This window comes from Brevibacterium sp. FAM 27836 (assembly GCF_051351055.1).
In the GTDB taxonomy this organism is placed as follows: Bacteria; Actinomycetota; Actinomycetes; order Actinomycetales; family Brevibacteriaceae; genus Brevibacterium.
Genome location: NZ_CP195711.1, coordinates 1,990,226 through 2,008,307 on the forward strand (window position 1 = coordinate 1,990,226; position 18,082 = coordinate 2,008,307).

General features: G+C 67.4%; 16 protein-coding genes. 6 read left to right on the forward strand and 10 right to left on the reverse strand.

Annotated features, from left to right (window positions below):
- Positions 1-36: 36 nt before the first annotated feature.
- Together recQ and ACSE4D_RS09010 are read right to left on the reverse strand one after the other, a co-directional pair.
- Positions 37-1,872, reverse strand: a complete 1,836-nt coding sequence (gene recQ, locus ACSE4D_RS09005) for a DNA helicase RecQ (protein WP_135537820.1) — start codon at positions 1,870-1,872, stop codon at positions 37-39.
- 225 nt (positions 1,873-2,097) lie between these two features.
- Complete coding sequence (locus tag ACSE4D_RS09010; RefSeq protein ID WP_135537822.1) at positions 2,098-3,321, reverse strand: MFS transporter; 1,224 nt, start codon at positions 3,319-3,321, stop codon at positions 2,098-2,100.
- A gap of 138 nt (positions 3,322-3,459) precedes the next feature.
- On the opposite strand from ACSE4D_RS09010, the gene ACSE4D_RS09015 reads away from it, so the two are divergent.
- On the forward strand, positions 3,460-3,921 hold the full coding sequence (locus tag ACSE4D_RS09015) for a Rieske (2Fe-2S) protein (protein ID WP_167854346.1): 462 nt from the start codon (positions 3,460-3,462) through the stop codon (positions 3,919-3,921).
- Positions 3,922-4,001: 80 nt separating this feature from the next.
- On the opposite strand, the gene ACSE4D_RS09020 is transcribed toward ACSE4D_RS09015, so the two are convergent.
- The 3 genes from ACSE4D_RS09020 to ACSE4D_RS09030 form a co-directional block, all read right to left on the reverse strand.
- Complete coding sequence (locus ACSE4D_RS09020; protein ID WP_135537826.1) at positions 4,002-4,376, reverse strand: hypothetical protein; 375 nt, start codon at positions 4,374-4,376, stop codon at positions 4,002-4,004.
- Positions 4,373-5,533 (reverse strand): serine hydrolase domain-containing protein, encoded by a 1,161-nt coding sequence (locus ACSE4D_RS09025; RefSeq protein WP_167854347.1) that lies wholly within the window; start codon positions 5,531-5,533, stop codon positions 4,373-4,375. Before ACSE4D_RS09025 ends, ACSE4D_RS09020 begins: the two co-directional genes overlap by 4 nt.
- A gap of 68 nt (positions 5,534-5,601) precedes the next feature.
- Positions 5,602-6,210: an ArsR/SmtB family transcription factor gene (locus ACSE4D_RS09030; protein WP_436327106.1), complete on the reverse strand. Its 609-nt coding sequence runs from the start codon at positions 6,208-6,210 to the stop codon at positions 5,602-5,604.
- A 114-nt stretch (positions 6,211-6,324) separates the two neighbouring features.
- Here ACSE4D_RS09030 and ACSE4D_RS09035 point away from each other — a divergent pair, with 114 nt between their 5' ends.
- The 3 genes from ACSE4D_RS09035 (at position 6,325) to ACSE4D_RS09045 (ending at position 11,158) form a co-directional block, all read left to right on the forward strand.
- Entirely contained in the window at positions 6,325-7,044 is a 720-nt protein-coding gene (locus ACSE4D_RS09035; RefSeq protein ID WP_436327129.1) for an HdeD family acid-resistance protein, read from the forward strand.
- Positions 7,045-7,071: 27 nt separating this feature from the next.
- Positions 7,072-9,717 carry a trehalose-phosphatase gene (gene otsB / locus ACSE4D_RS09040; RefSeq protein ID WP_436327107.1) on the forward strand — a complete coding sequence of 882 codons (2,646 nt, stop codon included), beginning with the start codon at positions 7,072-7,074 and terminating at the stop codon, positions 9,715-9,717.
- A gap of 382 nt (positions 9,718-10,099) precedes the next feature.
- Positions 10,100-11,158, forward strand: coding sequence for an endonuclease domain-containing protein (locus tag ACSE4D_RS09045; RefSeq protein WP_426936935.1), 1,059 nt, complete (start codon positions 10,100-10,102; stop codon positions 11,156-11,158).
- Between the two features lie 152 nt (positions 11,159-11,310).
- Here ACSE4D_RS09045 and ACSE4D_RS09050 read toward each other — a convergent pair whose 3' ends face one another.
- Complete coding sequence (locus tag ACSE4D_RS09050) at positions 11,311-11,763, reverse strand: MaoC family dehydratase (RefSeq protein WP_135537836.1); 453 nt, start codon at positions 11,761-11,763, stop codon at positions 11,311-11,313.
- A 436-nt stretch (positions 11,764-12,199) separates the two neighbouring features.
- Between ACSE4D_RS09050 and ACSE4D_RS09055 the strand changes: the two genes are divergently transcribed.
- Positions 12,200-12,811, forward strand: coding sequence for a DUF1990 family protein (locus tag ACSE4D_RS09055; RefSeq protein ID WP_135541717.1), 612 nt, complete (start codon positions 12,200-12,202; stop codon positions 12,809-12,811).
- Positions 12,812-12,901: 90 nt separating this feature from the next.
- Here ACSE4D_RS09055 and ACSE4D_RS09060 read toward each other — a convergent pair whose 3' ends face one another.
- The 4 genes from ACSE4D_RS09060 to ACSE4D_RS09075 form a co-directional block, all read right to left on the reverse strand.
- Positions 12,902-14,011, reverse strand: a complete 1,110-nt coding sequence (locus ACSE4D_RS09060) for a M15 family metallopeptidase (RefSeq protein WP_436327108.1) — start codon at positions 14,009-14,011, stop codon at positions 12,902-12,904.
- A 218-nt stretch (positions 14,012-14,229) separates the two neighbouring features.
- On the reverse strand, positions 14,230-15,516 hold the full coding sequence (locus ACSE4D_RS09065; protein ID WP_436327109.1) for a sensor histidine kinase: 1,287 nt from the start codon (positions 15,514-15,516) through the stop codon (positions 14,230-14,232).
- 4 nt (positions 15,517-15,520) lie between these two features.
- Positions 15,521-16,486 carry a response regulator transcription factor gene (locus ACSE4D_RS09070; protein ID WP_135541711.1) on the reverse strand — a complete coding sequence of 322 codons (966 nt, stop codon included), beginning with the start codon at positions 16,484-16,486 and terminating at the stop codon, positions 15,521-15,523.
- On the reverse strand, positions 16,486-17,235 hold the full coding sequence (locus tag ACSE4D_RS09075; RefSeq protein ID WP_436327110.1) for a hypothetical protein: 750 nt from the start codon (positions 17,233-17,235) through the stop codon (positions 16,486-16,488). The genes ACSE4D_RS09070 and ACSE4D_RS09075 overlap by 1 nt, the downstream gene beginning before the upstream one ends.
- Before the next feature lie 332 nt (positions 17,236-17,567).
- On the opposite strand from ACSE4D_RS09075, the gene ACSE4D_RS09080 reads away from it, so the two are divergent.
- Positions 17,568-17,849 carry a hypothetical protein gene (locus ACSE4D_RS09080; protein WP_135541709.1) on the forward strand — a complete coding sequence of 94 codons (282 nt, stop codon included), beginning with the start codon at positions 17,568-17,570 and terminating at the stop codon, positions 17,847-17,849.
- Positions 17,850-18,082: the final 233 nt, after the last annotated feature.

Genomic DNA, 18,082 nt, shown 5'->3' on the forward strand with positions numbered 1-18,082 from the left:
AGGATCGGCTCACGAGTATTCGCCGGCCCTGTCTGATCAGCCCGAATGCGCGGCGAGGACCTCGAGGACGGACTCTCCGTAGCGGTCGAGCTTCTTCAGACCGACACCGCTGACCTGTCCGAGCTCGCTGACCGAGCTCGGCCTGACCTCGACGATGCCGTAGAGCGTGGCATCGGGGAACACGACATAGGCGGGCACGCCCTGCTCCTTCGCCTGTTCACCGCGCCAGGCGCGCAGGGCTTCGAACAGGGAGGCATCGGCCGGGTCGAGTTCGACTTCGGGACCGGACCGGCGGCGGGATCCCGCCTTCTTCGCACCGGACCTCTTCACCGGGTCGACGCGCAGCGAGATCTCCTCTTCACCGCGCAGCACGGGACCGGCCGCCTCACCGACGACGAGGACCCCGTAATCGCCGTGGGACTCCAGCAGTCCTCGGGCGAGCACCTGACGGATGACGGTCTTCCACTGGCTTTCGGACAGGTCGTCGCCGACGCCCCAGACGCTCAGGCTCTCGTGGTCGGACGCCCGGGAGCGGTCGTTGTCGTTGCCGCGCAGCACATCGATGACCTGCCCGGATCCGAAACGCTGTCCGCGTTCGCGGTCGAGACGGATGACCGCCGAGAGCAGCTTCTGCACGGCCACGGTCGCATCCCAGGTCACCGGGGGTGTCATGCAGGTGTCGCAGTTGCCGCAGGGCTCGGACTCCTCATCGAAGTAGCGCAGCAGCTGCACGCGCCGACAGTCGACGGTCTCGCACAGGGCCAGCATCGAGTCGAGATGGCTCATCGCACGGCGTTTGAACACCTGGTCGCCCTCACCGGATTCGATGAGGCGGCGCTGGGAGACGACATCGCCGAGGCCGTAGACCATCCAGGCATCCGCGGGCAGCCCGTCACGGCCGGCACGGCCGGTCTCCTGGTAATAGCCTTCGACCGATCTGGGCAGATCGAGATGGGCGACGAAGCGGACGTCGGGTTTGTCGATGCCCATGCCGAAGGCGATCGTGGCGACCATGACGATCCCGTCCTCACGGAGGAACCGAGCCTGGTTCTCCGCCCGCACCTCGGCGGGAAGTCCCGCGTGATAGGGCAGGGCGGTGATGCCACGGGCCACGAGCGCCTCGGCGAGCTGATCGACGCCGCGCCGGGACAGGCAGTAGACGATGCCGGCGTCCCCGGGGTGTTCGGTGGTGATGAAGTTGAGCAGCTGGGACCGGGCCGAAGCCTTCGGTTCGATCCGATAGGTGATGTTGGGCCGGTCGAAGCTGGCGACGAAGTGCTCGGCCTCCTGGAGGTGGAGGCGTTCGGTGAGCTCGGCATGAGTCGCCGGGGTCGCCGTGGCCGTCAGCGCGATGCGCGGGACGTCGGGGAACCGTTCGGCCAGCACCCCGAGCCCGAGATAGTCGCTGCGGAAGTCATGGCCCCACTGGGACACACAGTGGGCTTCGTCGATGGCGAACAGTGAGATCTGCGCCTGTTCGAGCAGCCGCATCGTCCGCGAGAGCACGAGGCGTTCGGGCGCGAGGTAGAGCAGGTCGATCTCACCGGCGAGCAGCTGCTGCTCGACCTGCTGCGCGGTGTCGAAATCGAGAGAGGAATTGAGGTAGGCCGCGCGCACACCGAGGTTCTCCAGAGCCGCGACCTGATCGGCCATGAGCGCGATGAGCGGGGAGATGACCACGCCCGTGCCCGGCCTGACCAGGGACGGAATCTGATAGCACAGAGATTTTCCGCCGCCGGTGGGCATGAGCACGACCGCATCCCCACCACCGACGACCTGGTCGACGATGGCCGCCTGCTCACCCCGGAACTCCTCATAGCCGAAGACATCGTGAAGGACATCGAGGGCGGAGGTCGTGGCTGCGGAGGTCATGGATCCCACCCTAGTTCACGGCACTGACTCAGAACCTCCGGGGCGTTCAGTCGTTTGAGACCGTGCAGGAGAGGCGACGGAGGACATCTGGCGCCGAGTTTTGGTCGCAATCGGACATTCGCGCCGAAATTGAGGTCGCAATCGGATACTTTGCTGCCGCCAAAATGTCCGAAGGTGACCTATGTTTCAGCGAACTGTCCGAAAGTGCCCGGCCCGGACCGTCCCTCACCGGGCAGAGAACCTCCGGGCCGCGACGAGCCCGAACACGCAGACCGCGGCCACCGCGACCGCGAAGATCGTCGTCGCATTCGCCAGTCCCACCTCGGCGGCGAGGAATCCGGCACCGATCGCCGGCACGGACATGAAGACGTAGGCGAGGATGAAGTAGGAGGTGGTCGCCTCGGTGCGGTGCTCCGGGGCGGTGGCTGCGGTGATCGCGCGCATCCCGGTCATGAACACCAGCCCCTGCCCGGCTCCGGCCAGCACGGAGGAGACGATGAGCACCGGCAGCGAGCCGATCAGGAGCGCGAGCACAAGCGCACCCATGCTCACGATCATCGTCACCGTCCCGCCGACGATGAGCCGACGGTCGCTCAGTCCCCGAAAGACCAGCTGCGCGCTCGCCGAGGCGCCGAAGAGGAGGAACACGACGGTGCCGGTGACCGCCGTCGACGTGAGGTGCAGGGTCTGCCCGATGAAGCTCGGCGCGACCGCCGAATACAGGCCACACACCGCGAATCCGGTGATCGCTCCCGGTGAGGCGGCGAGGAACATGCGCTTCGCCGAGGCGGGGATGCCCGGCAGCTGCAGCCGCACCGCACCCGGGGTGCCCCGCTGCTGCCTCCGCGTCCGGTCCCGAACAAGGAGCAGCGCGGCCCCGGCGATGATGAGCATGATCGCGTTGACGAGGAACGGTGTGAAGAGGGGCCCGGCGGCGAAGTGGGCGAGGAGTCCGGAGGAGAGGATCCCCAATCCCAGTCCGCCCATGTTCGCGGCCGTCGCGAGCGACCCGGCCAGCCGTTCGCGTCCGGCCGGGGCGTTCTCGAGCACGGTGACGGTGGCCGTGGACGTGAAGATCCCCGCGGCCAGCCCGGAGAGGACACGTCCGGTGAGCAGCAGTCCGACGTTCGCGCCGATGAGGAAGAGGACCGCCGAGGCGACCGAGAAGACCACCCCGAGGCTGAGCACCGGGCGCCGCCCGAGACCGTCGGAGAGGCGGCCGAAGACGATGAGTGCGGCGATGACGCCGAGTGCGTAGATCGCGAAGAGCTGAGTCGTGAATGCGGTGCCGAAGCCGAACCGCTCCTCGTAGAGGGGGTAGAGCGGAGTCGGCAGGGTCGTGCCCATCATGACGACGGTGAAGACATACGCCGAGGCGGCCAACCCCCATCCCGTGGCCGCATGCGACTGCGATGGGTCCGGGGTCTTCGCCTGCGATCCTTCGGACATCGCCACCGCCTTTCGCCTCGGGTGCCGTCTGCCCCCTGTACGTGTCGAACCGTCAGCGATTGTACGCTGGAGTCTCCGCACCATGCCGGGGCGCCGGCATGGTGGATTGTGCGCATCCGCGAGAAGGAGCAGATTCCGATGACCACGAGCCCGATCACCCCCATCCCGGCAGAGTCGACCGCGGCCGAGGCCCCGAGCCGGCGTCGGGTGATGAAGACCGTGGGCGTGGCCGGAACCGCTGCGGTCGTCGGCACCTCGGTGGCGGCCACCTCGGGGTGCTCACCCGAAGAGGAGGAGGCCGCGCCGACGCAGGATGCGAGCCTTCCGAGCTCCGATGTTCCCGTCGGATCGGGCACCGTCATCGACGATACCTATGTTGTGACTCAGCCGAAGAAGGGCGAGTTCTTCGCGTTCTCGTCCGTGTGCACGCACCAGGGCTGCCAGGTCAAGAGGGTCACCGAGGAAGCCATCATCTGTCCGTGCCACTCGACGAACTTCTCGGTCACCACCGGTGAGGTGCTCTCCGGTCCGGCCGAGGAACCGCTGCCGAAGTACGAGGTCACCGAGGACGGCGGGACCCTGACGATCACGGGCAAGTGATCCATCGCCTCCGGGTGAGGCGTCCGCGCCCGTCGGGGGCGCGGGTGGCCTGCATCCTGTGATGCTGCGTTCGCTGGGGCTCAGAGGAGAAGTCCGGGCAGAACCAGGGCTCCGGCGATGACGAGGGCGGCCACGACGGAGAAGCCGAGTCCGCTCACCTCGCTGCGACGGGTCTTTGCGTCTTCGGCCCGCCAGGGCAGGCCGGGCCAGACGAGAACTGCCCGGAAGACGGCGACGACGATGGTGGCCATGGCGGCCAGCCAGACCCAGACGAACCAGTCGGCCCAGCCTCCGAAGGGTCCGACGAGGCGGATGAGAAGCACGAACATCACGCCCGTGCCGATCCCCGAGAGCAGGCCCATCCGCGTCGCCGACCTGGATGCCCGCAGTGCTGCGAAGGCGCCCCAGGCTGCGATGATCGCACCGATGACCGCTGAGACGAATTCGGGATTCATGACCGTGCTCCCTCCTGTCTGACGTCGACCGGTCGCGCCGGCCCGGCGTCGGATGTGTCTGAGATCAGCGCTGCAGCCGCATCGACCCAGTTCGCGGAGTCGTTGAGCACGATGACACCCCGCCCGGACTGTGCATCGAAGCCGAGGAACGACGTGTAGCCTCCTGTACCTCCGTTGTGCCAGGTGAGGTTCGGCGCGCGGGTCTTCGTCGTGAACCAGGCCCAGCCGATGCGGTCGCCTTCATCGAAATCGGCGCGGGGCTCGGCGGCATTCGCGCCGGGAGCGCTTCCATCGCGTACCGCCCGCAGCCAGATCGACATGTCGTGGGCGGTCGAGCGGATCGCACCGGCGGGCGCGGAGCCGCCCATCACCCACGGGGCGGCGGACAGGCCCGAGGAGGTGCGGCCGTGGCTCAATCCCTCGGGGGAGTCCGGCACGAAGGTCTCCTTCATTCCCAGCGGTTCGGTGATCCGCGTCCGCACGAGCTCGCCGTAGTCCTCCCCAGTGACCTCGGCGATGGCCTGACCGAGGACGGCGAAGCCGAAGTTCGAGTACTCGGGCTCCTTCTTCCCGACCTCCGCCTCGTGCAGACCGGCCACGATGGCGGCGGCGTCACCGCGGTAGGGGTCCGCGCGGACGTAGTTCGCGAGGATGCCGGAGAGGCCCTCGCCCCACCCTGACCACGGCTTCTGCGAGGGCAGACCCGACCGCTGCTGGGCGATGGACTTGAGGCTCACTTCGGCGACCTTCCCGTGCAGGTCCGGCCAGACCTCGCCGAGGCGGGTGTCCGCGTCGATCTCGCCCCGGTCGATGGCATCGGCGAAGAGGGCGGCGGTGAACGTCTTCGTGATCGAGCCGATCTCGAATTCGGTGTGTTCATCGGCCCCGGTGCCCGCGAAGGTGACCTCGTCGCCGTCGATGCGGGCCGCGGCGATGTGCTGCCAGTGTTTGCTGCCGAGGGTCTGTGCGAGCTCGCTCATGAGCTCGGCGTCACCGGTGGGAGTTCCTTGGAAGCCGCGCGGCCACGGGGTGAGGACGGCGAGAGCGACGGCCGTGAGTGTCGCGGCGGCCAGGGCGATGATCCGGCGCCGAGGCGCGCGCCCGGAAGTCGCCTCACCGTCCGCCGGAGGCCTGCGGTCGGGATCGGTTTCGGTCATCGTTCCTCCTCGTGGTCGGGGGTGGGAAGTGCGGTGATCAGGGACGGAACGCTCGCCGCCCGTGTCGTTCAGTGCGTGCCGATGAGCACGAGCGTGAGCAGCGGGATGACCCGCGAGGCGGGGACTCGCCAGTGCCCGCGGCGGGCATTCTCGAGCCATCCGGCACCGGCGAGGGCATGCACATGGTGGTAGATCTGCCCGGACGTGCCGAAGCGCTCGTCCCGACCGAGCTCGGCCACGGTCGACGTGCCTTCGTAGATCGCCTGCAACAGCTGGAGTCGGACGGGATGGCCGAGCGCTGCCAGGGATCCGGCCGCCTCGGCGAAATCGATGTCGCCCAGTCCCGCAGTCGTCAGCCCCATCTGCCATGCCACGGGGCCGTCGGCGCCCGGGGGAGTGGTGTACCCGGTGTAGGTCACTCCGCCGTCCTCGCCGAGGCGGTCGACGAGTCCGTGCAGTGCCCAGAACGTGTCCGTGTCGCCGGGCAGCCCCGCGGCTGCCTCGCCCGAGGGCGCGGATCCCGTCCCGCCCGCAGCCGGGGACGATTCTGCGCTGCCCGTCTCCGCGGAAGCACCCGATGCCCTTGCCCCCGTCACGGGTGAGGCTCCGGCTTCGAGCTCGGCGACTCGGCGTTCGAGTGCAGAGAGGCGTTCCTCCGGTGAAGGCGTTGTTTTCATGGCTCGATAATACAATAAATACGTAATTACGTAAATACGTCTCGAAGGGTGCGTCCGCGCCTGAGTCAGGGCTGAACGGACAGACTCAGGCAGGCGACCTAGACTGGTGTCGTGATGAGTACCGAAGAGCCGCGCACCGAATCCACGTCCCCGCGTTCCGAGGCCTCCCCGCAGGCCATCGCCGCCGCGAAACGGCTCGGCACGCCCATGGTCGTCCGTGGCCTCCTCGGTGTGGTTTTCGGCATCGCCACCGTCTTCTGGCCCCGTGATGACAGCAACCCGCTGCAGCTGAGCATGCCGACCGACGTCGTCGACCACCTCGCCATCGGCTACCTCATCCTCTTCGCCCTCGCCCTGGTATTCGAAGCCGTGCGCGCACCGCTGAACGTGCGCACCGCGATCTACGGCCAGGCCGTCATTGCGATCCCGGCGATCGTATTCCTCTTCCTCGCCGACCACCCCGCCGAGCTGCGCGCGGCGCTGAGCATCTGGGCCCTGCTGCACGGCGCGCTCGAATTCTGGGCCTACAGGCAGCTGAAGTCCCAGCCGATGGCCTCGGACTTCCTCATCGCTGCGGGAACCCACGCCCTGCTGGGCATCATCCTCGTCTTCGGCGACGGTATGGAGGCCCTGTCGATCCTCGGCTTCACCGGCGCCGCGGCCCTCATCGCCGGCGTGATCTTCATCATCGGCGGGTACTCCCGCCTGAGCAAAGGTCGCCAGCTGGCCAAGCGCGGCGAACCGGCCGAGCAGATCGGCACCCCCGCCGAGGCGGCCACCTCCGACGACTCCGACGAATCAGATGACGGAACTGCCCCGAAGAACGAGCCCTGACCGGGCACCCGAGACACCCGAGGTGAGATGAGCACTGTCGAGCACGAGAGCGCGACCGAATCCCGATTGGCCACCATCGCCGCCTCGGTGAGGTCCTCCGAACTCCTCGGCGACCTCGCCGAAGCCAGCCGCGAACTCGACCCCGCCCTCTTCCGCCGCCTCTTCGAACTCTCCCGGTCCCCGTCTCTGCTCGTGGCCACCGATTACGACGGCACGATCGCTCCCATCGTCGACGTCCCCAGCGAAGCCTTTCCCTTGGAGAGCTCGGTCGACTCACTGCGCGCGCTCGCCCTCCTGCCGTCCACCTCGGCGGGGGTCATCTCCGGTCGCAGCCTGCGTGACCTCGCGGCGATGTCGCGCCTGCCGCGGGAGGTCCACCTCTTCGGATCCCACGGCGGAGAGACCGACACCTTCACCATCGCCAGCCTCACCGAGGCGCAGCGGGCGACCCTGGCCGACTTCCGCGCCGAGCTCACCCGCACCCTGCCCGGCGAGGTCATCGAGCACAAGACCACGGGCGCGGCCGTCCACCTGCGCGGACTCGACGAGACCGAACGCCGCCGGGTCGAAGCCGCCGTCGAACAGCTCGCGACCGCCCATCCGATCCACCCGACCAGGGGCAAGCAGGTCATCGACCTGTCCGTGGTGCCGTCGTCGAAGGCCGAAGCCCTGACCCGGCTGCGGGTGCAGACCGGAGCCGAGAACGTGGTGTTCATCGGCGATGACACCGCCGACGAATTCGCGCTCGAGACCCTCGGTGAGCACGACCTCGGGCTGAAGGTCGGCACCGAGCCCACGACGACGCACGCGGACTTCCGCCTGGCCTCCTCGGACGAGGTCTCCACCGTCCTCGGGGCCCTGTTCGAACTGCGCAAGTCCTGGCTCTTCGGCCGGCGGGCCACCCCGATTCAGCGGCACAGCCTGATCGGCAACGGGCAGTCGACCGCGCTCGTCGATCCCGCGGGCAGCATCTGCTGGATGCCGCACCCGCTGCCGCATTCTGCCTCGATGTTCTCCGAGATCCTCGGCACCGAGGCGGCCGGATTCTTCGCCGTCGCCCCCGTCGGCGGGGCGAGCCCGCTGACTCGGCGTTACCTCGGGCACTCCACGCTGCTCGAGACCCGGTGGGCCGGCCTCAGCTGCATCGACTACCTCGCTCCCGTCGACGGGCACAGCGACGACACGATCGTCGTGCGTGTGCTCACCGGCGATGCTCCGGCCCGGATCCGCTTCGCCCCTCGCCTCGACTATGCGACGGTGCCGACCCGCATGGTGACGACCGAGGACGGGGTGGCGGTGCTCGGGACCTCGGAACCCATCGAACTCCATGCCCCGGGACTCGACTTCGAGCTCGTCGAGAACGGCGACTCCCACACCGCCGAGGCGACAGTCGTGCCCTCGCAGCAGCCCGGCGGCAGGGTCGTGCTCGTCCTCGCCTGCGGTACGGGCACCGGCGACGCCGGCTATATCGCCACCGGCGGGGAGCACCATGTGCGCGAACGTGCCCTGAACTTCTGGACGAACTGGGTCGACTCGCTGCACCTGCCCAGCCATCACCGCGAAGAGGTCATCCGCTCGGCGATCACCCTGCGCGCCCTGTGCCACGAACCCACCGGAGGAGTCCTCGCCGCCCCCACGACATCCCTGCCCGAAGGCATCGGCGGCGTGCGCAACTGGGACTACCGGTACACGTGGCTGCGGGATGGGTCGATGACGGTCCGGGCCCTGCTCGCGCTCGGTTCGACGGGCGAGGCCGAAGGCTTCCTGTCGTGGCTGTCCGGGATCCTCTCCCGCACCGTCTCACCCGAACAGCTTCACCCGCTCTACGCCGTCGACGGTTCGGCGCTGACCACCGAAGCGGTGCTCGCCCACCTGCCCGGATACGCCGGCTCTCGGCCGGTGCGGGTCGGCAATGCCGCTGAACACCAGGTCCAATTGGACGTGTTCGGCCCGGTCACGGAGCTGCTCGACGAACTCAGCGGCCACCTCGGCGAGCTTCCCGAGAACTATTGGACCCTCACCTGTCAGATGGTCGAAGCCGTGGGCAAGCGGTGGTTCGAGGCCGATCACGGGATCTGGGAGGCCCGGCGCGCACCGAAGCACAACGTCTACACGCGGGTGATGTGCTGGGTGACGGTCGACCGGGCGCTGCGGATCGCCGAACGGTTCGATCGCGAACCGCCCGGGGCGTGGCGGCAGCTGCGCGAGGAGATCGCCCACGACGTGCTCACCCACGGGTACAACGAGGAGGTCGGGGCGTTCACCGTCGCCTACGGGGAGACGGACCTGGACTCGGCGGCGCTGTTCGTCGGGCTCTCCGGGCTCGTCGATGCCGATGATCCGCGGTTCGTCTCGACCGTCGACGCCGTCGAACGTGAGCTGCGGGTCGGGCCGACCGTGTTCCGCTACCGCTACGACGACGGGCTGCCCGGCCTCGAGGGCGGATTCCACATCTGCACGACCTGGCTCATCGAGGCCTTCATCGAAGTCGGTCGCATCGACGACGCGTGGGACCTGTTCCGGCAGGTCGACAACCTGCTCGGGCCGACGGGGCTGCTGTCCGAGGAGTACGACCCCGTCGCCGAGGCGCACCTGGGCAATCATCCGCAGGCCTACTCGCACCTCGGCTACATCCGCGTCGCCCAGTTCCTCGATGCCCACCGCCCGAGCTGACGCGCGCCGGGGCGGTCCGGGGCGCCTGCCCGCCGGTTGCGCCGCGCAGCACCGACCGCTGTTGCCTCGTCCGTGAGATGAGTGTGGCCAGATTGCCATTTTCGACGCAGAAATGTGCAATCTGACCCCACCCATCTCCGGCGTCTTCCTCCGTCCATAGCCGCGAGGAGCGAGCGGCGAGTCGTACGTACTCCGCCTGTGGATATCGCAACTCTGTCCACAGGCGGATATTCGCCTCTGGCATTCTTCGTCAAGGGTGAGGCAGTCTCATGCCGTGGATAATCAGGCGTCAGATTCGCGGCCACTCAACGCTACCCAGCGGTCCGGCCCGCAAAGCGGTCAGGCGACCAACTCACGGGCCGGTTCTAGGACCAGCTCGCGGATGAGCCCGCAGGCCAACCCGCTGCACGACAATCGGGCCGACGTTCCGGCTAACGCAGCTGGGGGATCGACGGCTCCTCCGCCGCCGCGCGACAGTACGAAGCCGCGGAAGCTGCGCGTCCGGTCCTGGTCGGAGAAGCCACGTCAGTTGTTGACCGCCGCTATTCCGTTCACGAGGGCGCAGGCCGCTTCGCGGGGAATCACGCGTCGCGCGCTGGACGACGGGCGGAAGTACCAGCAGCTCGACTACGGCGTATGGGTCGAAGCCGCTCCCACGACTCGGGTCGTCGCTCCGACTTGGGCGGATACCGAGTGGATCGAAGAGCGAGTGAAGCTGTCGGGTCTGGCCTGCATCGACCCGAATGTGGTCGCCTGCAATGTCACTGCGGCACGGTTATATGGCTTGCCGGTGCCGTGGAATGCCGATACACGGATGCATGTGGCCCGCGAAGACAAGTGCCTGTCCAGGTATCGGAAGAATGTTGTCTTCCATCGCTACGAATGGCTGCGGTCGGAGAACTTCTTCGGCCTGCCGCTCGTCACGGTACCGCAGTTATTCATCGAACTTGCGCGGGTGCTGACGGTCAGGCAACTCGTGGAGCTTGGTGATGCCGCCGTCGGCCGGTGGCACGGTGGACCGGTGACAACCATCGACGAGATCCGCGCTGAGCTTGCTTCCCGCCGCCGAGTGTACGGACGTCTCACCGCTGAAAGCGCGCTCGACTTGGTCCGGGACGATGTGGACTCTCCACCGGAGACGAGGCTGCGATTGCATCTCATCGACGCAGGTCTTCCTGAACCCCTGGTCCATCCGGCAGTCATGTGTGCGCTCATCGGGACAGAACTCCATCCAGACATGGGCTATCCGTCGATCAGGCTCGCCATTGAGTACGAGGGAGACCACCACCGGAGCTCGCCTACCCAGTTTGCTGAGGACAATCGCCGCATCTCAGCACTTCAGGCGGAGGGTTGGACGGTCATCCGAGTATCGAAAGGCTCGGACATGTCGGAGATCTGCCGTCTGATCGCCCACCACCTGCGCGCAGGCGGACTTATCTGAGGACGCCACCTGGCCGCTGCGCCGGTCGGCGAAAGATAGGTGTGGTCAGATTGCCCAATTCAAGCTCGATATTGGCAATCTGACCACACCCATTTCGCTGGCAGATGGTATGACCCCGCTGGCAGTGTTGCGCCGCCCTACCGGACCGAGCCTCACTCGACGAGGAGGGTGACCACCTCGGCGACGCAGGCGGGACGTTCCTGGTCCTCGATCTCGATCGTGTGGTTGAGGATGACCTGCGTGCCCTTCTGGCCGCGGATGACCTCCTTGACCTCGACCCTGCCGCGCAGGCGCGAGCCGACGACCACGGGCTGGAGGAAGCGGACCTTGTTGAGTCCGTAGTTGACGCGGATGGACACGCCCTCGATCGTGAAGATCTCGGCGGAGAACTTCGGGATGAGCGAGAGGGTGAAGAACCCGTGGACGATGGTCGCACCATAGGGGCCCTCGGCCGCGCGGGCTTCGTCGATGTGGATCCACTGGTGGTCATCGGTGACATCGGCAAAGGTGTTGATGGCGTCCTGGTCCATCGTCGTCCACTCGGAGGCTCCGAGTTCTTGACCGATGAGCGATTCGATCTCGTCGATGCCGTTGATGGTGCGCATTGAAGGTTCTCCTTTGATCCTGGCGACGTTCGATCCCAACGACGCCGATCCTCGCGAATCCGCCTCGCCGAGGCGGGGCCGGCGGCTGACCGCGACCCGACCGAGCGACTGAGCGGACAATCGATTGGAAAGCGTCGTTCCTGGCATCATACGTCTCCGGCCGCTCGCCGCCACCCGGTCGTCCGGACTGTGAGTCGCGGACCGAGCGTTGCGAGGTGAGCGTCGCGCGCTGAGAGTCGCGAGGTGAGCGTCGCGAGGCCGGGAACCGGCACGGGCGCGGGCACGGGTAAGGGCCCCGGCGCGGGTGCGAGCACGGGCACGGGGACGGACCCCAGCACGGGCACGAGCACGGACACGGGCACGGGTAAGGGTCCCGGCACGGGCGCGGACCCCAGCACGGACCCCAGCACGGGTACGGGCACGTTAGATTGGTGGCATGGCCGAAAGCGCACACGATCGTCCCGAAACGCTCACGCATCCCCTCTCACCGAGGTGGCTGGAGCGACCCGACGGCTACCGCCATTTCGAGACCGCGTACTTCGTCGGGCACGGGAAGGACACCTTCGAACGCTGCGCCGAGGAGCTGCTGCATTGGGAGGTCAAGATCCGCAGCGGCTTCGACATCGACATCGGTGAGCGCGAGGCCGGCAGAGCAGGCGTCGGTGAGTGCGGAGACAGTGGGGGAATCGGTGGTGGCTGTGTAGATCGGGCAGGCAACAGCAGAAGTGCGCCGCCGCGGGTCGAGGCAGGACAGGAACCGACGATCCGAGTCCGCTTGGGCCCTTTCCGGCTGCCCGAGCCCTCCCGTGTCCTCGATGTGTTCGAGGCGACCGATCGGTGCGGTTTCACCTACGGCACGAAGCCGGGTCATCCGGTCACCGGGGAGGAGTCCTTCATCCTCGTGCGCACCCCCGATGACAGGGTGTTCCTCGTGCTGCGCTCGGTCTCACGGGCCGGAGCGGGCATCTGGCGCCTCGGCGAACCGTTCGTCAGGTTCGCGCAGGTGATCTATAGGCGCCGCTACGGCAGAGCACTGCTGCGAGGCTGAGCCGGGTGCGCGTCACGGCTGAAGCGCGGGCGCAGGGGCGGGCGTCCCGGCCGGGCCGGGTGGCCCGCTTCCAGGGGTTCGTGCCGCGGGTCAGTTGTCCTTGATCGACTGGCGGGCCGGGGTGTACTCCCAATGCCAGGGCTCGTACATACTCGACTTCGCCCAGTCAGGATTCTCCCAACCGTATTCGTCACCGTGCTCGACGAGCCAGCTCCAGGCGCCGGACTTCGATTCGACTCCGCCGCCGAGGTCGAGGGCGATTCCCCAACCGTGCAGCGATGTCCCCGGCTTCGCAGCCAGCCCCGGCTTCCGGCCGGCCACCGAAAGCTGCCCGGCCATGTCGCGGTAGGAGTCGGTGATCTGGAATTCCTTGCCGGTGTCCTTCTTGTAGGCGGCGTTCATCTTCGCGAAGGAGACCGCGGCATCGGCACGCAGGCGGTGGTCTTCCTTGCCGAGGTCGCACAGCCATTCCTCGGGCAGTTCGCCGTTGCCGGCGGATCGGTTGAAGTTCTGCTTCGCATCGCAGCCGGGCAGAGCGCTCTTCTCGACGGCGCGGGAAGCGGCTTCGACGTTCTTCTGCTTCGCGCTCGGGGCGCCGATCTCGACCGACGACTTCCCCTTCGACTCGGGGATCTCGGCATCGACTTTCTCCGGGCTGACCGCCGCAGGCTCTCCGGCGGCCGTGGGGTCGGTCTTGACTTCGGCACCACCGTTGAGATTGGTGACCAGCATCGTCACCGCAGTGGCGGCTCCGGCGACGGAGACGGCTGCCAGGGTCGAAACCGTCCGCACCTTCCGTCTGCGCACGGACTTGAGCAGGACACCGTCCGAACCGCGATGTTCTGCGGCTCCTGCGCTGACCCGACCAGCGGCAGGAGTCGTGGACGAGCCGAGGCTCGTGTGTGCTGCAGCGGATTCGCGGGCCCTGGCGGCCCGGCGCGGAGAGACGCCGGCAGCCTGAGCCTCTGCGGCCATTGCCGCACGGCGTGAGGGCAGGGGTGCGGAAGACGCACGGTGCTCGGCGGTCGTCGGGGTCGTGGCGGCCGTGTGCGTCGACGCCGCTGCCGTCGAGGTTTCGGTCAGGTCGGCCGGTGCCGAGACGCTGCGAGCGCTGGCGCGTCCGCGTGAGAACCGGGACTTCCGCCGGTGCAGATCGCGTCGACGCAATGGTGCCTCTGCGCTCGAGGGTGACTCTGACATAACTCTCCGTATGTGTCGCTGACTCGTCGAAGGCTGTCGGCCGATCCGACCGCTTCAACACAACATCACAAAAGTGTAACGGTCATGTATAGAAACTGTCATATGTTCGTGATGAGTCGCACTCATGGTGATCGGGGCGACTGTGCGAAAGTGCGGCAGGAACAGAGCGTCATCCCTGGTGAGAAGATCAGAAGCGGGGGAGGGCCGCCTCGGCGAGGTTATTCGCCTGAGCTGTCGATGTATTGTCTCAGCGCGCGATCCTGGGCCTCTTCGTCGGGGAAGATCGCTTCGGTGCGGGCGCCGCCGGTGACGGAATCGTTGCTGAAGATCAGCGTGATGCCGAGCAGGCGGGCCTGGCCCTGAGCGATGACGAGGCCGAGGCCCATTCCGCCGCCTCCGGCAGAGACGAAGCGGGTCGGCCCGGTGTTGACGATGTCGGGCGGATAGCCGGGGCCGGAGTCGGTGATGACGATGCTGCGGGTGGAGGTCTCGAGGCGGATCGGGTCGCCGCCGTGCTTGATGGCGTTGACGAGCAGGTTCGAGATGATGCGTTCGAAGCGGCGCACATCGGTGACCAGCGTCGAGTTCAGCGCCGCCAGGTGGGTGTCGATGGTGTGCCCGGCCAGGGCTCCGGAAGCGTCCATCGTGCCGAGCAGGGAGCGGATCGCCTGATCGACGTCGACGCGGGTGAACTCGGGGTTGGCCCGCCCTGCGTCGAGTCGGGAGACCTCGAGGAGATCTTCGACGAGGACCTGCATCCGCTGCACTCGGTCCTTGACCAGTTCGGCCGGGCGGGAGTCCTCCTCGAGCAGGTTCGCGGCATTGACGAGCCCGGTCAGCGGGGTGCGCATCTCGTGCGCGAGGTCGGCGGTGAAGCGCTGTTCGGAGTCGATGCGTTCGGTCAGCCGGGCCACCGCGGTGTCGACGGCCGTGGCGAAGGCCCACACCTCCTGATCGGATTCGTCGATGACATCGGCGATGCGGGTCGAGGTGTCACCGCCGGCGATCTTGCGGGCGGCCTGCGCGCCGAGGGTGAGCCTGCGCGAGATGCGGCCGGCGACGATCGAGCCGACGCCGCCGACGACGAGGGCCGAACCGATCATGCCCACCAACAGCGCCTGGTCGATGCGACCGATGAGCACCTGGCTGTCTTTCGTCGAGGCACGCACGGAGATCACTTCGGTGTAGGAGCCGACCTCGATGGGGGCGGCCGCCCACACGATCTCCTCGCCGTCGACCTCGGACCGGATCGTCACGCTCTGGCCCTTGAGCGCCGAGCTGCGGGCGTCTTTGGGCAGCTGCGGGTCATCGATGCGGGCGTTGAGGGTGAGCACCCCGGTCTCGGAGAAGATGGCCGTCGCATTCGTCAGCTGCTCGGTCACGGTCGAGCGCATCCGGTCGTCCTCGGCGCGGGCCGCAGACTGGCGGAGCACGATCGAACAGGACAGGACGGCGATGATCACCGAGGCGACGATGAGCAGAGAGATTTTCCAGCGCAGCGACATGCGATCAGCCTGCGAAGCGGTAGCCGAATCCGCGAACGGTTTCGATCATGCTCGCCCCGATCTTCTTCCTCAGCCGCTGGATGTGGACGTCGACGACGCGGGAATCGCCGGCCCATTCGTAGCCCCACACTGTGAACGCGATCTTCTCGCGGGAGTAGACGTGTTCGGGCTGTTCGGTCAGCAGCAGGAGGACGCGCAGCTCGGTGGGAGTGAGGTGGACCTCCTCGCCGTCGATCTCCACGGTCAGGCGGCCGGTGTCGAGGACGAGGGAGCCCAGCCGGGTCCGGAACGGGCCCAGCCCGTCGTCACCGGTCGATCCGGGCTGCACGGACGGAGCGTCGCTGGGCCGCGGAGGAACCCCGGCGTCACCGCCGATGGCCTCTGCGTCCTCAGCCGCCTCGGGGGCGGTGGTGAATTTCCCGCCGGCGCCGAGGTAGGTGTCATCGGATTCGAGCTGCGCCCGCAGCCGATCCCGGGTGTCCATTCCGGGGCTGGCGCCGAGGACCTCGGGGATGCCGTCGCCGGTGACCATGCCGCCGGGACCGATCACGGTCTCCTCGGGTTCGTCCGCCTCGGGGGAGGGGGAGTAGCCGAACCGGTCTGTGCCGGTGGTGATGAAACGGCGCACGACGGCGCGGATCCGAGCGTTGAGGACCTGCATGTCGAAGGGTTTGGTGAGGTAGTCATCGGCTCCGGCTTCGAGGGCCTGGACGATGTCGATGGCATCGGAGCGGGCGGAGATGATGATGATCGGGATCGTCGAGCGCTCACGCACGGCGCGGCAGATGGAGGCGCCGTTCATCGTCGGCAGCATGAGGTCGAGGAGGAGGACGTCGGCACCGTGAGCGGAGACGAATTCGTACCCCTCGCGGCCGTCGGCAAACGCCGAGACCGTGTAATCGAAGCGTTCGAGCCCGATCTGGGTCGTTTCCCGGATGACCTCGTCATCCTCGACCAGAACTATATGCATTACGTTTCTCCATTAAGCCGCGTGAAGCGTTGACCTGGTTCAAACCTACCGTCGTGCAGGCGGAACACCTGCACCGACCAGCCTGACGGGCAGCAGGCGTCGTCCCCGTCTGCGAACATCGCCTCCTGCACCACCAGTGTCCCATTCTTGCCGGGACTGAGTTTGAGCTGATTTCCGGTGGCGATGAGTTCGAGCCGGGGTTTGCCGTTGTGTTTGCTGATGACCGCGCCCGCGATGAGCTCGTCGCGCTGCTGAGGGTTCGCCACCGTCACCACCTGGAACTTCTGATCGTCGCGGTGGAACGGAGTGGAGAACTTCAAGCACTCCTCGCAGTCGGCGACGACCTTCGCCGTCTCGGTAGCGCTACCGGTGACCGCGACTCCCGAGGCATCGACGATGGTCTTGCGGATCGTCTTGAGGGAGAACGGTTTGTTCGGCGGTCCGGCGTCGGCGCTGTCGGGGGCGAAGAGGGACGGGGAGGGATTGCCCTCGGGTGAGACCTTGAGGCCGCGGTCGGGCCCGCATGCGGTGAGGGTGACCGCCATGACTGCGACGAGCATGATGGCGGCGAAGGCGCGAAGGGCGGTGCGGGGGCGCGGGGTGACGGCGATGTTCGGGGCGCCGGAGGAGTTCGTGTGGGGGATGTCCGGGGCGTGGGGGATGTCAGGGGTGCCGGTGACGCTCGAGGTGCCGGTGTGCGCGCAGAATTCGGGACCAGGCCAGGCCTGGCCGGAGTGAAATGGGCGCAACGCCTCCCCGGAGGCGTGTCTGGAGGGGACGGACACATGCCTATTTTTGCCTGTTCTGAACTCGTAGTCCACCTGATCGTCTGGACAGGCGAGTCGGACCCGGCCGGGATGACCAGCGGTGGGACTGCTCTCGCACGGCTCAAGGTGTCTTGAAGCCACCTCGGTGAGGGTGGGAAGGCCGGTCGCGGTCCACCGCTCCGGGGCGGGAGCGGAGTGAGGGCGAGAGGGTGCCGCTCCGGTGCAGGATCGGAGTGAGAGTGAGAAGACGCGTGGGGATGACCTCGGTTCCGGGGCGGGGTCGACTCTCAGGTCGGGCGGGTAGAATAGAGGGCATGGCGCCAACGAACACCCCGAAGAAGAAGTCCACAGGCGGCAAGCCGACGAGCACCGTGTCGTATAAGGACGCGATCAAGGTCGGCGTCGTCTGCGGGATCGCGACTCTGATCCTCGCGATCATCGTCACCCGATCCTGGCAGGACCCTCGTGCCTTCGGCTACGCATTCATCTACGCCGGTGCCGCATTCGTGGTGGTCGCCGGCTTCGCGAGCTACCTCAACTGGGTGATGCGCAAGGACACGCAGAACCAGAATCAGTCCTACCCGGTCCTCAAGTAGGACTCCTCAACTCGACGTCAGACAGGTCGGTCGGTGTTGGAAGCTTCACGGCTTCGACACCGACCGACCTGTCTGCATGCGCCGGGCGACTGAGCCGACGGCGTGTGCCGGACGACTGACCAGCCTGCATGTGTCGGGCGACTCAGGCGGGAGCATCCCTCACCGTTAGCGGCTTGTCCTACGGTTGCTCCCGACTCGAACCGTCAGCGCCTCAACCACCCGGTGCTGCAGGA

Bases quoted from the DNA above. Each gene is read 5' to 3' on its own strand.
- ACSE4D_RS09035 (WP_436327129.1), top strand. From the start codon at position 6,325: ATGAGTACCGAAGAGCCGCGCACCGAATCCACGTCCCCGCGTTCCGAG.
- ACSE4D_RS09045 (WP_426936935.1), top strand. From the start codon at position 10,100: ATGAGCCCGCAGGCCAACCCGCTGCACGACAATCGGGCCGACGTTCCG.
- recQ (WP_135537820.1), bottom strand. From the start codon at position 1,872: ATGACCTCCGCAGCCACGACCTCCGCCCTCGATGTCCTTCACGATGTC.
- ACSE4D_RS09020 (WP_135537826.1), bottom strand. From the start codon at position 4,376: ATGAATCCCGAATTCGTCTCAGCGGTCATCGGTGCGATCATCGCAGCC.
- otsB (WP_436327107.1), top strand. From the start codon at position 7,072: ATGAGCACTGTCGAGCACGAGAGCGCGACCGAATCCCGATTGGCCACC.
- ACSE4D_RS09080 (WP_135541709.1), top strand. From the start codon at position 17,568: ATGGCGCCAACGAACACCCCGAAGAAGAAGTCCACAGGCGGCAAGCCG.
- ACSE4D_RS09050 (WP_135537836.1), bottom strand. From the start codon at position 11,763: ATGCGCACCATCAACGGCATCGACGAGATCGAATCGCTCATCGGTCAA.
- ACSE4D_RS09015 (WP_167854346.1), top strand. From the start codon at position 3,460: ATGACCACGAGCCCGATCACCCCCATCCCGGCAGAGTCGACCGCGGCC.
- ACSE4D_RS09055 (WP_135541717.1), top strand. From the start codon at position 12,200: ATGGCCGAAAGCGCACACGATCGTCCCGAAACGCTCACGCATCCCCTC.
- ACSE4D_RS09065 (WP_436327109.1), bottom strand. From the start codon at position 15,516: ATGTCGCTGCGCTGGAAAATCTCTCTGCTCATCGTCGCCTCGGTGATC.
- ACSE4D_RS09030 (WP_436327106.1), bottom strand. From the start codon at position 6,210: ATGAAAACAACGCCTTCACCGGAGGAACGCCTCTCTGCACTCGAACGC.
- ACSE4D_RS09025 (WP_167854347.1), bottom strand. From the start codon at position 5,533: ATGACCGAAACCGATCCCGACCGCAGGCCTCCGGCGGACGGTGAGGCG.
- ACSE4D_RS09060 (WP_436327108.1), bottom strand. From the start codon at position 14,011: ATGTCAGAGTCACCCTCGAGCGCAGAGGCACCATTGCGTCGACGCGAT.
- ACSE4D_RS09010 (WP_135537822.1), bottom strand. From the start codon at position 3,321: ATGTCCGAAGGATCGCAGGCGAAGACCCCGGACCCATCGCAGTCGCAT.
- ACSE4D_RS09070 (WP_135541711.1), bottom strand. From the start codon at position 16,486: ATGCATATAGTTCTGGTCGAGGATGACGAGGTCATCCGGGAAACGACC.